At 45.9% G+C, this 13,741-nt stretch carries 14 protein-coding genes; 10 read left to right on the top strand and 4 right to left on the bottom strand.

Annotated features, from left to right (window positions below):
• Nucleotides 1–48: 48 nt before the first annotated feature.
• Nucleotides 49–879, bottom strand: coding sequence for an alpha/beta hydrolase (locus tag AT705_RS17635; protein ID WP_058797577.1), 831 nt, complete (start codon nt 877–879; stop codon nt 49–51).
• A gap of 191 nt (nt 880–1,070) precedes the next feature.
• On the opposite strand from AT705_RS17635, the gene AT705_RS17630 reads away from it, so the two are divergent.
• The 3 genes from AT705_RS17630 to AT705_RS17620 all read left to right on the top strand — a co-directional run bounded on the left by AT705_RS17630 (nt 1,071) and on the right by AT705_RS17620 (nt 3,869).
• On the top strand, nt 1,071–1,817 hold the full coding sequence (locus AT705_RS17630) for a substrate-binding periplasmic protein (protein WP_058797576.1): 747 nt from the start codon (nt 1,071–1,073) through the stop codon (nt 1,815–1,817).
• 150 nt (nt 1,818–1,967) lie between these two features.
• Nucleotides 1,968–2,759: an ion transporter gene (locus AT705_RS17625; RefSeq protein ID WP_058797575.1), complete on the top strand. Its 792-nt coding sequence runs from the start codon at nt 1,968–1,970 to the stop codon at nt 2,757–2,759.
• 207 nt (nt 2,760–2,966) lie between these two features.
• Nucleotides 2,967–3,869, top strand: a complete 903-nt coding sequence (locus tag AT705_RS17620; RefSeq protein WP_058797574.1) for a hypothetical protein — start codon at nt 2,967–2,969, stop codon at nt 3,867–3,869.
• 123 nt (nt 3,870–3,992) lie between these two features.
• Here AT705_RS17620 and AT705_RS17615 read toward each other — a convergent pair whose 3' ends face one another.
• Nucleotides 3,993–4,832 carry an AraC family transcriptional regulator gene (locus AT705_RS17615; protein WP_058797573.1) on the bottom strand — a complete coding sequence of 280 codons (840 nt, stop codon included), beginning with the start codon at nt 4,830–4,832 and terminating at the stop codon, nt 3,993–3,995.
• 143 nt (nt 4,833–4,975) lie between these two features.
• Here AT705_RS17615 and AT705_RS17610 point away from each other — a divergent pair, with 143 nt between their 5' ends.
• From AT705_RS17610 to AT705_RS17580, 7 genes are all read left to right on the top strand, one after another.
• Entirely contained in the window at nt 4,976–5,905 is a 930-nt protein-coding gene (locus tag AT705_RS17610; RefSeq protein WP_058797572.1) for an alpha/beta fold hydrolase, read from the top strand.
• Between the two features lie 139 nt (nt 5,906–6,044).
• Nucleotides 6,045–6,353: a hypothetical protein gene (locus AT705_RS17605; RefSeq protein ID WP_058797571.1), complete on the top strand. Its 309-nt coding sequence runs from the start codon at nt 6,045–6,047 to the stop codon at nt 6,351–6,353.
• A 134-nt stretch (nt 6,354–6,487) separates the two neighbouring features.
• Nucleotides 6,488–6,979, top strand: a complete 492-nt coding sequence (locus tag AT705_RS17600) for a hypothetical protein (RefSeq protein ID WP_157576840.1) — start codon at nt 6,488–6,490, stop codon at nt 6,977–6,979.
• Nucleotides 6,980–7,228: 249 nt separating this feature from the next.
• Nucleotides 7,229–7,732 (top strand): RNA methyltransferase, encoded by a 504-nt coding sequence (locus tag AT705_RS17595; protein WP_058797569.1) that lies wholly within the window; start codon nt 7,229–7,231, stop codon nt 7,730–7,732.
• 33 nt (nt 7,733–7,765) lie between these two features.
• Complete coding sequence (locus AT705_RS17590; RefSeq protein ID WP_058797568.1) at nt 7,766–8,809, top strand: AraC family transcriptional regulator; 1,044 nt, start codon at nt 7,766–7,768, stop codon at nt 8,807–8,809.
• Between the two features lie 110 nt (nt 8,810–8,919).
• Entirely contained in the window at nt 8,920–10,320 is a 1,401-nt protein-coding gene (locus tag AT705_RS17585) for an amidohydrolase family protein (RefSeq protein ID WP_058797567.1), read from the top strand.
• 339 nt (nt 10,321–10,659) lie between these two features.
• Nucleotides 10,660–10,974 carry a DUF6172 family protein gene (locus tag AT705_RS17580; RefSeq protein WP_058797566.1) on the top strand — a complete coding sequence of 105 codons (315 nt, stop codon included), beginning with the start codon at nt 10,660–10,662 and terminating at the stop codon, nt 10,972–10,974.
• Nucleotides 10,975–11,172: 198 nt separating this feature from the next.
• On the opposite strand, the gene AT705_RS17575 is transcribed toward AT705_RS17580, so the two are convergent.
• Both AT705_RS17575 and AT705_RS17570 read right to left on the bottom strand, forming a co-directional pair.
• Nucleotides 11,173–11,487, bottom strand: a complete 315-nt coding sequence (locus AT705_RS17575) for a hypothetical protein (RefSeq protein ID WP_058797565.1) — start codon at nt 11,485–11,487, stop codon at nt 11,173–11,175.
• Between the two features lie 434 nt (nt 11,488–11,921).
• Entirely contained in the window at nt 11,922–13,436 is a 1,515-nt protein-coding gene (locus AT705_RS17570) for a serine hydrolase domain-containing protein (RefSeq protein WP_058797564.1), read from the bottom strand.
• Between the last annotated feature and the right edge of the window lie 305 nt (nt 13,437–13,741).

The following is a 13,741-nucleotide window of genomic DNA, read 5'->3' as shown; positions in this document are numbered from 1 at the left end:
CTCTAGTGTCATATAGGCGCACTCGAACCATATCCTTGAGTACGTATGCTAATCCCTGTACAACACCCTCAGTACCTCATCAACCGAGTGCGCAACCACAGGAATATGGTCTTGTTTATATTCAAGATAAGTCAGGTCCAGCTGTGCAAAGTTAGCACGTTCAAGTAACGCATCAAACTCCCGCACATAAAGCACATTGCCGATACTGCCATTGGCACCGACCAGAATAGTTCGGCTGTTTAAGTCCTGCCTTTGTGCCCTGCGATCATCAATGAGCTGCGAGGTGGTTTCCGGATGCGCCCAAAAGCTGCCGTCAAACGAAACATGACGGTGGAAAAAAGGCTGTTGAGGATCATCCATTAATAACACAAGGCCAACAAATAACCCGGTATAAGAATGACCTATGATGGTTCTGTCCGTTTGATTAACCGGGTAGCGAGCTTCAATGTCTGGGGCCAGCTCTTTGGTGATAAAGTCAAAGTAATCTTTGGCCAGAGGCCACTGTGAGTAATCTTCCCGATGTTTGTAATTATCATCGGCGTAATTTTCCACTCCGACTAAAATCACTTCCATCTTGTTATCATCCAGACTATCTGCAATGGTGTCAAAACGCCATTCAGCGTCCAGCGCATAGATCACCGGATAGCTTTTATTGGCAGTGAGATTGTGAGGCAAATAGATCTTCAGCGGATAAGATACACCGGTATAGGCAGAAGAGATCGCATCCAGCTGCATGCGTTCACCAGGTACAAAAGGCTGAACAGTCTGATTAGACGAGGTAGTACTCGTGTCCGAGCTACCACTGCCCCCACAAGCACTCAGGCTCATTGTCAGCGAGCAGAAAAAAATACGGAAAATGAGCTTAACTTGTGTATACATCGAACAAAGTACTCTGCTTAAAGTAGTTATATATGACAGTTATTATCTGTCGCTGTTTTGTTAACACAACAGTGTATCTGAGGAGCGGATTAAGATACATAGTAAAATCTGCATGATCCATCATCTAATGATACCCACAGGGTGCCCCTGAGCTATACTTGCTAATAGCGAAGTGCTGTCGGAATTTGGTAATGCGGCTATTTCTTTTTTCACTCACGCTCTTAATCAGCACAACCTGTGCGAGCACTGAGCTGCATCATCTGAGCGGCGGTCACAATACCTGGCTGCCCTATGTGAACAATACAGGCCATGGCCTGATAAACGACATAGTAACTGCCGCATTTGAAGCTCAGGGGATTAAATTTGAATTTAAAACAGCCCCGTTTGGCCGCATCCTTGTACTTGCAGAAAACCATCAGATTGACCTTATCGCAGCACTTTGGTCTACAAAGCAAAGGCGCGCCAAGATGTTATTCAGTGAACCATACTTTTACAATAAATTGGTGGTCATAGGGAAACAGTCACACCCTATTCAGTACACAGGGCCCGAAAGCCTGCAATTCAGGCATATTGCGACTGTGCGGAGCTACAGCTATCACATACTGTTTAAAAACATCAAAGGTTTGGCAATAACCGATGTACTTACCCTCAGAGCCTGCCTGGAAATGCTGGCCAAAGACAGAGTAGACCTTGCTGTCGCTGACCTTCAAGCGTTCGAATATGAGCGTGCGACAACTAAAGGGCTGGCCGCTCTGGAAGCGTATTTCCCTGCTCTCGTTGAATGGCCGCTTTTCATTGGCGTGAGTAAAACACACCCATATGCCAAGCAAATTATTACTCAATTCAACCTCGGCCTCGCTGCCATTAAAGAAAGCGGGCTTTATCAGCAGTTAATAGCTAAGCATATGACAGAAAAAGTGTTAAATAGTACCCGATAATAACCTCTTGGTTGTTTTCAGGGGTTCATGAACAGCCTGTTCTAACCGCGCTCCACTATACGCACCGCACAAAGCGCATTCTATTAGCTCTTGAAAAAAATGCATTTTCCCGACATCATAGCTTATCCAACAATTACCTAAAAAAGATCCATGACACCCTCTACCCCCTTTATGACTAAACTGACGGCGCTCGTTGAAGCCCAGTGGTTTCAAAACTTCCTGATAGCGGTCATCTTGTTTAACGCCATGACGTTAGGTCTGGAAACCACCCAGTTTGGTAAAGACAATGCGGCCATCCTGCATAAAATTGATTTTGTGATTCTGATGATTTTTACCATTGAGCTTGTGCTTAAGCTGGTGGTCTACCGCCTGAAATTCTTTAAGTCGGGCTGGAACTGGTTTGATTTAATCATCGTTGCCGTGTCGTGGGTACCGTCCAGCGGTCCGCTTTCGGTGCTGCGTGCTTTCCGTATTCTGCGGGTCTTGCGACTATTCTCCGTAGTGCCACAAATGCGTCGGGTGATTGGGGCATTGGGTCACTCGCTCCCCGGTATGGCGTCTGTTATTGGTGTGCTGGGTATTGTGTTTTACGTCTCAGCTGTACTCACCACTAAGCTGTTTGGTCAGCACCCGGATCCAAATATGCAGGAGTGGTTTGGCACTATCAGTGCATCCGCTTATACCCTTTTCCAGGTCATGACACTGGAGAGCTGGTCGATGGGCATCGTTCGCCCAACTATGGAGCTCTTCCCGCAATCCTGGCTGTTCTTTGTGCCGTTTATCATTATTACCAGCTTCGCGGTACTGAACTTGTTTATTGGTATCATTGTAGATGCCATGCAGACAATGCACGAAGAAGAAGGTCATCAGGAGCAGGTTCTTGCAACAAGAGAAGACATTGCGCGTGTAGAAGCCAAGTTAGATGCGCTGTTAAAGCAATAAAAAGACTAACTATCATTATGGCTTGCCGTAACGGCAAGCCATTGCCTCTGTCCCTCCCCCCCCTCTGAATAACACACTCCGTCATATCGCAGCATATCTGGTCAATTGGAGCGATTCACTTTGTGGTATGTAACTTGCGTAGCCTTTACAAATACTGCAACTGCCGGAACATTTGTAGCCATTCATTCATAACCAAAGGAGCTGAACATGCAAATTACATCAACCCCTTATCAAGCAAGTGATACCTATCGCACATTACCCAAAAGCGCTGAAAACACGCCCAGTGCTCAGCAATTCGGACAACACATCGATAAAGTCAATGTACCTGCTGGTGGCTTTGACGTGAGGGGTAAAGTTAATCTAATCTACTTGCTCGGACCAGAAGACATCACAGAATTTTCCGGTGACAAATCCTTTCTGGCCGACTTGCATACCACTTTCAAAGATCAGACCGACCTGGAGCAGCAATACGTCCAAAAAGGACTGCAGCGGGAAATCGGCACTATGATTTTTGTCGATGGCAAAGCCATTGCATCTCAGGGATATGACGGTGCAATTTATGGTCAAGGCCAGGCTGCAGATATACTTAATCAGGCAGGCAATGATCCGGAAAAAATAAAACAACTCGTTGCACAGCACTTCCCCGATGCCCACGTTGAATTTTACGCCGAAGGCGAAGGACCGACCAATGCAGACGTATTTGAACTGCGTTATGGCAGCGCATATGAAAACTATGTCAACGAGCAGGTGCAAAATTACAGCGATCAATACCTGACCAACCAGATTGCAGCCGAAGAAAACTACCGCAGAAAACTGATGTTTGAACAAACGCCGCAAACCAGTGTGTTCAGCGTTGATGGCCAGGTTGTGGCAAGCAGAGATGACAAAGGCTTTGTCGACGTTGGCCTGCCCTTACTAATCGTCGCTGATGAACGGGGCATAGCAAGAGAAACGCTGAAAGAACTATTCAGATATGCGCCCGAGCGCTCGCCTGAAGACTATAAAGCCCTGTTACATGGCGTGTTTGGGGGTGACGTTGAGCTGACCAGCTACAGTAAGGCAGAGGCCCCAACCAGAGCTGAGGTGCGAAGCAGGGCTGAATCAGGTTAAGCACCACCCTGGGGTCAATAAATACGCAAGTATCGGACATTTTGTGTACTCCCTACTAAAAATGGTGCAGTCGTAGGCCATCAGGGTCAAAATCCGCCCTTTCACTAGTACCTACAACGACCATTACGCTTTGTCTTGCTGCCCGGACGCTATAAGCCATTGTCTGGGTGACTGACCACACTGCGATTTAAACGCCCGTGATAAAGCAGACTCACTCTGATAACCGGCTTCTTCAGCGACCAGCCTGAGTGACATGCCCGCTTTTAGCCATTTTTGTACCAAACCAATGCGCCAGCGCTGAACATACCGTGCTGGCGTTTCACCTATCGTTTCGCGAAACAAGTTTGAAAAAACACTCCTTGACATATGTGCCTGTCGGGCCAGTCGCTCCACCGTCCAGTCAATTTCCGGGTTGTCATGAATGGCAACAATGGCCCGGCGCAAGCTCTGATGTGCCAGCCCTGCCAGCAGGCCTATTTTGATCACCTCTTTTTCCATTAGCTCCCTAAGTAGCTGCACTAAAAATACTTCAAACAGCTTATTCAGCATAACCTGACGGCCACAGTAGCAAGCCTGCGCCTCTGCAAATAATAGTGACAGTATTTTTTCGCAATGGGGCAGTGAATCCAGTGTCAGGCATAAGCTATCCGGAAGCGCACTGGCAATGGGGTTGGCTTCTTCACCTTCAAACGAGACCTGAGCACAGACAAATTGTGCCTGCGTATTCTCAGCAACCACAAAGCGCCTGCTCACCGGGCGCGGGTAAAAGAGTAAACTGGGCTGCGTAATCGCATACACCAGTTTACGACCATGCCAGACTTCTACCTTTCCTTCACGGATCAGGTGTAATTGCCCGACTGAGCCGCTGTGGGCCACAGGGTTGCTGCCGCATAAAGCACCAGCCTGAAACGTATGCGCACTCAGCGAAAAGTGCTCAAACAAAGAAGCGAGGCGATCAACCATAAAAATACGATCTGCAATATATTAAGGATAAATTGAGATAAATCATATCTCAAAGTGACACACAATAACACTCGTCAACAACACACACTTTCAGACAAAACCAGAACGCCTCGTAAGGCCAAACTAATTTATTGGAGATTATAATGAAAAGCTTAACTCGTTTATTAAAAACCACATTACTAACCAGCGTACTGGCATTCTCATCTGTCACTACATATGCCAACACTGACTATCAGCGTACAGCAAGCACCATTACCACAGAAGATAACGTGCAAATTTATTATAAAGACTGGGGGCCAAAAGACGGCGAAGTCGTTACGTTTAGCCACGGCTGGCCACTGAGTTCTGACAGCTGGGAGTCGCAAATGCAGTTTCTGGCAGAACAAGGCTACCGCGTCATCGCCCATGACCGACGCGGCCACGGGCGCTCCAGCCAACCCTGGGAAGGCAATGATATGAATCACTATGCAGACGACTTGGCCGCGGTGATCGATGCGCTAAAGTTAAACAAGGTGACCCTGGTTGGGTTTTCTACGGGCGGCGGCGAAGTAGCACGCTACATTGGTCGCCATGGCACAAAACACGTCAACAAAGCGGTTCTGGTGAGTGCGGTGACCCCACTGATGGTCAAAACCGACACTAATCCCAATGGAATAGCTAAAGAAGTATTTGACAACATTCGTAAAGCATCCCATGACAATCGCTCACAACTGTATCTTGATATCGCATCGGGCCCTTTCTTTAGCTTTAACCGTCCGGGCGCTAAGGTCTCACAAGGTTTAATTCAGTCTTTCTGGAGACAAGGCATGATGGGCGGTGCGAAGAATACCTATGACTCTATCGCTGCGTTTTCTGCTACCGACTTTCGCCCGGATTTGGCCAAGTTTGATATCCCGACACTGGTGATACACGGTGACGATGACCAGGTTGTACCAATTGAGGTATCAGGCGCAGTCTCTGCAACGTTGATAAAAGGGGCTGAGTTTATCATCTACAAAGATGCGCCACATGGCCTGGCCGATACCCATAAAGACAGGCTGAACCAGGACTTGTTAAAGTTTCTGAAGAAGTAAACACTGATATAAAGCCGGAGTACACTCCGGCTTTTTCATTTACTAAGGCCGGATAAAACCGGCCAGCTACTTTCCTTCCTTTCTAACGCTTGGGTATAATCCACCCTAATTACCATATTTACCTTAACCTGGAAGCTCGATGAAAAAGCTCTCTAAAGTTCAGCAAAAACAACAGGCACTGGTGCTCACGGTGGCCGATGCAATCGAAGAACAAGCGCGCGCAGAAATCCCAGGCATGGTGCAATGCTGGTTTGATGTGGAATACCACCTCTTTCCTGGTTCCCTGCTTCTGTGTTTTCAATTTGAAGATCAAGCCACTTTGGATGCGGCCAAGCCTGACTTACTCAAATGGCAAAAACGCCTGAGCGCCGCAATGCTGAAAAAAGGGGTGATCCTTAAAGATATGCGTAAGCACTTGACCTTTACGCTGAACGGACCAGAAGATTAATGCAGAAGGTATAAAAAGACGTATAGACATGACAGGAGCAAGGTACAGAGTCTGCCCGTGCTCCCTTTCTCTCAGGTATTACTTTTCTTCACACTGATGCTGAATATTTTCATACAGACCAGAGAGAGCCCAGTTTGTCAGCTATGCCGACTTTCCTCTATTTATTCACCATTTCACTGAGATTTGTTTCAAGACCAGTGCACGCCAACATCCGCCATGTAAACGACATTGTGCCTCTGCGGTTTGAATTTGTCCGGGGTGTGTCTTACACCAAAGAGATCCGGGAAAGAGCCAATACGCTCGAAAAAGACGTGTATACCTCTGTCACACTGGAACACGCTCTGAAAAAAATCATCGCAAACCGAAGTGACATTACCATGGCATCAACGCATACCTTACTTTCTGAGCTAAAAGCACTGGGGTACCCGAACACACTCACCATTGGTAAGTGGATTGTGAAAGAAAAAGCCTACTACATTACGGGATCGAAACGCTCTAAGACCCTCACCGACCCTACTGTGTTTTTTAAAAACATGCAGGATTCACTCGTCAAAGCCAGAGACAGTGGCCTGCTTGATAAATTATCCACTAAGTATGGGCTTAATCTGGACGATTTAAGTCACTGAACTGGGCTAGTACTCTGCATCCCCATTTAATTAATAACCTAAGCTCTGTTAGCAGGCTGCAGCCATGCTGTCCGCTGAAGGTGATGCTTGCGCAGCATAATGACCAGCCAGGCATGACACTCGCGCTCTTGTCTGGCTGGCACAAAATTACCCGCATGATACAATCGCTAATAAGATATTTTGGCAGCATCGCTGCCTGTGTTAAGCGTTTTGGGTAGCCTTGCTGCCGGTATGTGAGAGTAAAAAAGTATGAATGAGTCGTTTGCCGCGATTGGATTGGTCAACCCTAAATCACCAACCAATGTGGGTGGCGTATTAAGAGCTGCGGGTTGCTATGATGCCCAGGCGGTTTATTTTAATGGTAACCGCTACGCAAAAGCCGCTAAATATCATACCGACACCAAAAACATCGCCGACAATATCCCCATCCAGCAGGTTGATGACCTCATCAGTTTAAAAGTACCCGGCCGTGCACTGGTGTGTGTAGAGCTGGTGGAAGGCGCAACACCGCTGCCGCAATTTGTACACCCCGACAACGCGTTATACGTATTTGGCCCTGAGGATGGCAGCCTGCCACAAGAGATTGTGGATGCCGCCGACGCCGTTGTATATGTGCCTACGACCGGCTGCATGAACCTGGCGGCCACGGTGAATGTTTTACTGTATGACCGTATGGCGAAACGCTCAAACGGGTTTGATGCAGGCCAGATACTGACGAGCCGGGATACCAATAACCGCTTAGTGTTTAGCTAAACATGCTGGAGAAAGCGCTGCTTTAAGGCATATATGGATATTGTAACACTGACGAATCTGGCACATGCGGGCACCCTGACAGTTGCGCTTATGGGCATCCTGATATTGATGATATACCCTGCTTTTCGAGGCGTTTGCGTCTTTTTGACCTTAGTCGCCGTTGCCAGCGGCTTCAATTTACTTGAGTCTTTGTCGCAACATTCTGGTTATTTAGTCACACCGATATTTGTGATCGGATTCGGGCCGGCCATATACCTGGCTGCCAAACAGGTCATTGGCGGAAAACTTACCTTTGTGGACGTGGCGCATTTTTTGCCGATGCTGGCTGCACTGCCTTTCACTGCCTACTGGCAGGAAGTGATCGCACTGGGAACAATATGGCGACTGGCCTATGCACTGCTAACGATTCATTTACTGTGGAGATTCAGCCGCCATTTGGCTCAAGTTCGGTCAGATTCAGATGAATTTTCGCTCCAATGGCTTGTGTGGCTGATTGGTGTTTCTTCGGTATTAAACGCCCTTGATCTCGTTCGCCTGAACTTTCAGGTTGCGCTGGGCGCACACTTAAATATGCTTGGCTTTGCCTTTACGACCCTCTCATCCCTGTTGATTATTATGGGGTTAATTTGGGGCTTTAATTACCACCGGGACAAATTAGCAAAGCTCTCGACCTTAAAACATACCCTCTGCGTTGTGGAAGACAATAACCCTGCCACACAGCCGAAAGAACAATGCTCGGAATACCAGGCTATTTTTTCTCACCTGGATGAACAAATTCAATCAAATCAGTGGTTTTGTCAGACCCGTCTGACCTTACAACAGTTAAGCGCACTTTCGGGCTTGCAAAGCCGTGACATTTCCCGTGCCATTAATCTGGTTGCCGGTAAATCGTATAACGATTACATCAATGAACTAAGAGTTAAGCATATAAAACAAAAGCTTAAGGATGGCTCAAACGACACTTTGCTAGACATTGCACTTGCAGCCGGGTTTAGCTCCAAAGCCACCTTTAACCAGGCCTTTAAAAAACTAGAAGGGCAAACACCAAGCCAGTATCGAAAAACACGCTCGTCATAAGTACAGTATCCTGATCCCAGACTCCTGAAATCAGGATATCAGGCGTTTTTGAGCATGAGCTCCTTTAGTATCTGGGTAATCGCAACACCCGGAGATTTCAGGAGCCTTTCATGTCGAAAAAGCCGATAAGCCAGCTATTAAAAGTTCATAGTAACCTTTTGATACTACTACTTAGTATTGCATTATTCGGTTGTGAAACAGTCATTCAACCCGATAAATATACCCAACAACACACCCTGATTAAAAACGTCTATATTATTGATGTGGCAAACCGCACACTCTCTGAATTAAGCCAGCTGGAGGTTCAGGGTGGCAAAATCACAGCCATTTACCCGGCAGACAAACCACATACTACGCACTATGCGCATATCATTGATGCTAAAGGCGGGTATGTTTCACCCGGGCTGATTGATATGCATGTACATGCCTATGACCCCGCAGCTTTTGCGTTATCACTTGCCCATGGCGTCACCCACGTGCGCGTTATGCATGGAATAAAAGAGCATATTAACTGGCGCGATGAAATCGCGGCAGGGCAACGCGTTGGCAGCACCATAACAGTGAGCAGTCCTATTATCTCCGGGTTTGAGCATGGCGCATTTCACCACCTGGTACATACACCGGAAGAAGCAAGGCGTGAAGTTAAAGCCGCAAAGCAGGCAGGCTACGACTTAATTAAAGCCTATGGCAATTTATCCGCCCCGGTACTGGAGGCTCTGATAGATGAGGCAGGCAATCAGTCAATCGCCGTTGCAAAACATGGCCCTCATCCCTCAAAAGGCATGACTTGGAACAAGTTGGCGGGGTTGCAGTCTATGGAGCATGTTGAAGATATATACCAGGGGCTGCTGTCTCACACCCAGGACGAGGCAAAGCTATCGCAAGCAGTTCAATCACTAAAGCAGCTCAATGTTCCAGTCACCCCGACGCTGAATATTTACTGGCAATTGACTGAACTCAGTACACATAAACAGGACTTTTTAGACAGCCAGCCTTCGGGGTATATCTCACCCGTGGTAACCATGCTGGCTAAGCATGATCAGGTTAACAGATGGCTGAACAGCAGTGATAAGATGGCAGCACACAACCGAAAGACGCTGGCCTTCCTGCAACATATCACGGCCCGCTTAGACGCGGCAGGTATTGAATTGCTGGTGGGGTCCGATGCGGGTGTGTTGATGTCGCCCCATGGGCTTGCCACCTTAACCGAAATGAGGCTAATGCAGGAGTCGGGTATCAAACCTGTCGACGTCGTCCGGGCTGCCACAATGAATTCAGCAAAAGCTCTGGGCATAAGCGAACATTACGGCCAAGTCAAAACCGGCTTTGCTGCCGATCTGGTTGTGACAGTACAAAACCCGATAGAGTCCGTTGTAGCCTACGATAATCCGTTATTTGTGTTAAAGCAGGGAGGAGTCTATTCTGCGGGTGATTTGGCACAACTAAAACAAGATGCAATTGAGGGACGGAGCATTTGGCAGGAGCTGATTATTCTGCTTCGCGAATGGTAGCAGCTTTCACACATGAGCCGCAACGAGTGAGGCGCTTACCTTTTTATCCAAGGTAAGCGCCTCACCAATGTATGGTATAGTCATGCCGCAACACTTCATGAAGCCTACACTCGTGATGAAAGGCCAAAGCACTTAATCAACTAAAGGCACCGGCTTTAAAAGCAATGTGAAACAGATGAGCTGGCCTCTATTCTCTCTCGCCAGCTCGCTGAATATAACGTAAAATGGTGTATTCCATTTCTGTATTTATCCACATATAAGCTTTACGCTTAATAAATACACATTACCTGCTCAGGCAAGCTTGTTTGCCAATTGAGTTTCTCTTGCTTGAAGGCAATTATGAAAAAAACATTTGAACTAACTCACCCTAAAATCAAACTAGCAAGACGCGTTGACGCCGTAAAACATGAGCTTAAAAAGTACCTTAAGCGCGAGCGCAACAAGACGTTACCAATAGGTGCAGATTATTGGGACTTTGACTGTAAATTTGGTAACACAGAAGCAGAAGCAGAACCTGTACACGTATCACAATTAAATAAGCTGATTGACAAGACACAGGAAGAAAACCTCACCTCTTTCTATGTTGAAATTCTGGCAAAACCAGCCGTCAGAAGAGCACATGATTCGTCTGATGACGAGTCAGAAGATTATTAAGTAACGTTTTTTCCTCGCTTAAGCGGGTTAACTATCTGCCATACCGAACTTGGTTCGGCATGGCGGTTCAGGTATTCATTCAGCTGTGACAGTTTCAAAGTGGGTATTCGCATCGGATAGTGTTTCTTTATCGGCAATCAGTGTTAACTTTATGCAGTACGCTCCCTGCTTCACTTTTCATCACCTGAGTTACCTAAACTAGTTCCCCGCAGCTGATGTTAAGCTCGACGTTGCTGCGTCAATGACTTTTTGAATCACTTTTTGAATCGTCGCCTCGGCGCAGATTTCTAATGGAACAAGCTCAGCCTCGAGGACTGCACTTTCTCTTTCAAGTTCTTCTTGCATTTGAATTGCGTCTATCTCGCCATTCAAATAGGCTTGTTGGATCTGCTGAAATGACGCCTTTTGAGCGTCCAAAGCTGTTTTCAATGGTTCTAACAATTGCGGGGCTTCATCACTTACAGCTGTTAATACCGACTCTAAAATGTGCTTGTACAATTCATTTTTATTCATAAGGTTACCCTTTAATTATTATTTAACTTGTTCGTCGCCTGTAAACCCTTGAAGCAGCAATGGCTCATAGTAGAGTCTCCATTGAGCAAAAGAAAATCAGGGTTTGATCCAGGCTTGGTATATTTGTCTCACTTCCCTAGCCTATTCAAAGTCAAAGAAATGAACCATTACACTAGGATTACAGCCACAGAGTTCCTATCTAATGCTCAGAGCAGCTAATAGACATTAACAAAATAGGTGCTTTTCAATGAAACCAGCACAAAAACAAATGAATCAAAAGAAACAGGCCGTCACAAAAAAGAAGCGGACTCGGCCACAGAGTACTCAAAAACACGCACATTGCTTTGTGCACCTCACCCGATGAAAGGTATTCCGCTTCTTATCTGTATTCCTTGGTAATGTTTTCTAAATTTTTCGTCACTGAATTTCCTGGCTTAGTACCACTCAAAGAGTTGTTTTTGCTCTTGATTATTCAAAACGTCTTTACAGTGCTCAGAGCGATACCCCTTATTATAAAAAATAACATTACGGATCTCCTGGGCTACACAATCCGTCTCATAGCCTGTTTTATTATAATTACTAAATACCATTACGGCTTGTTTGCGCTCCAGCAATCTTGAAAAACTCGTCACCCAGGAATAGGGATAATTGCCTGAATAACTTACAAACTTCTCATATCCTGCCAGTTTTTCCATCTCATCAGGTGAAATTGGCGTCTCTGGGCAATGAATTTTCTTTCTGTGATGTTTAGGGACGTAATTAACGAACCAGCCATAGCCAAAGTACTCGCACTGAAATGTACGATCATTTTTTTTGCCCCGAAGCTTGTTGCCATCCCGAGCTTCACTCTCAGCTTTTTGGTAAGGTGTGAACGCAATTTTTTTTTGCTGAAAATTTAGAATCAAATCACCATACAAACTCTGATCCCAGCGATGCATATCCTTAACAGTGGAATACATGTTGCCCGCAGAATAGAGCACCATTGGGTTGCTATAAGGGCTTTCTAAGATATTTTCATAAGGCTCGGGCCCGTCAGTGACAGGTAAACGGCCTGCAGCGATAGGCAAGAATTGATTGCCTTTATAAACATAGCCAGTCGTCATGTTTTCATAGACACCAACTGCATTAAATGTTCCGCTATCTTCCATGTTCCATTTGTCATCCACGTACAGTTTGTCTAGTATCTTCTGCTTCAAGATATTGCCAAAGTAATACTCGGAATGAATGTAACCTTGCTTTTTAGCTTCGAGCTGCTCAACAATATTACCAATAAGATAATAATTGCAGTTGCTATACTCAAACTCCGTACCGGGTGTAAACCTGGGGATGCCCCCTTGTTTTTGGCAGGTGCAAAAACGATAACTGAACGCCTCAGGCCCATTCAAATTTAAACCAGGTTCTCCCGGGTAAGGCCGAAGTCCCCAGTTCAAAAATACTTCTGGGTTATCGCTATAGTTGTCTATGCCTGACGACATGGTCAACAAGTTGTGAAGCGTCACATCCTTACATGCATTGTTAGGGAACCAAGATAAATAATCACCAATGCTCGTTGTTTCAAGCTTTTCCTGAGAAAGCGTTTTTTGCAATAAAGCCGCCGTAAACTCTTTGGTATTTGAGCCAATCCGGTATTTGGAGTCTGATGTATTTAAACCAAACTGATACTTTGCATCAATATTTTGATCCTTCGCAACTTTTTGAAATTCCGTGTAGCTAGAGATATTTCTTGGCCCACAATTCGCCTCAAATACAACATCCTTATCTGAGGTGACATATACAGTGCCAAAAAACGACGTATCACAGTAGTCTGCCAGTATTTTATTAAACGACTTTATTTTTGCCGGACCAATTGTGTAATCAAGAGCTACACTTTCTTTAAAATATGCACTCAAAAACACACATAAACCACACAACAGTAAGACTCTTAATCGCAGTTGGTAACGCTGATTCATTTTAATTCCTTAAAAATGTTTAGATAATTTGCCAACCTCTCAACTACTAACAAAGCTCATTCAGTGACTTAAAATTGCAAATATGTCATTCAACATAGACCCGCTTTTATAGAACCCTTGTGACGATTCGAGTCAAAGAGTTATGCCGTATTTAAAACCCTAGCTGCGGACCTGCATTGCAAGGTTCCCTGTGCATGCTCGTCACTCAGCCTTTGACTACCTTCACACCACCTTCTTTAGCTTATTCGTGCCCGGATGGAGGGGCTATTACATGATGATTACAGACAACTGGCTTAAGTTCGCCA

This window comes from Pseudoalteromonas rubra, from assembly GCF_001482385.1.
GTDB lineage: Bacteria > Pseudomonadota > Gammaproteobacteria > Enterobacterales > Alteromonadaceae > Pseudoalteromonas > Pseudoalteromonas ardens.
The sequence above is the reverse complement of the archived record's forward strand: the minus strand, read 5'-3'. Positions and strand labels throughout refer to the sequence as shown.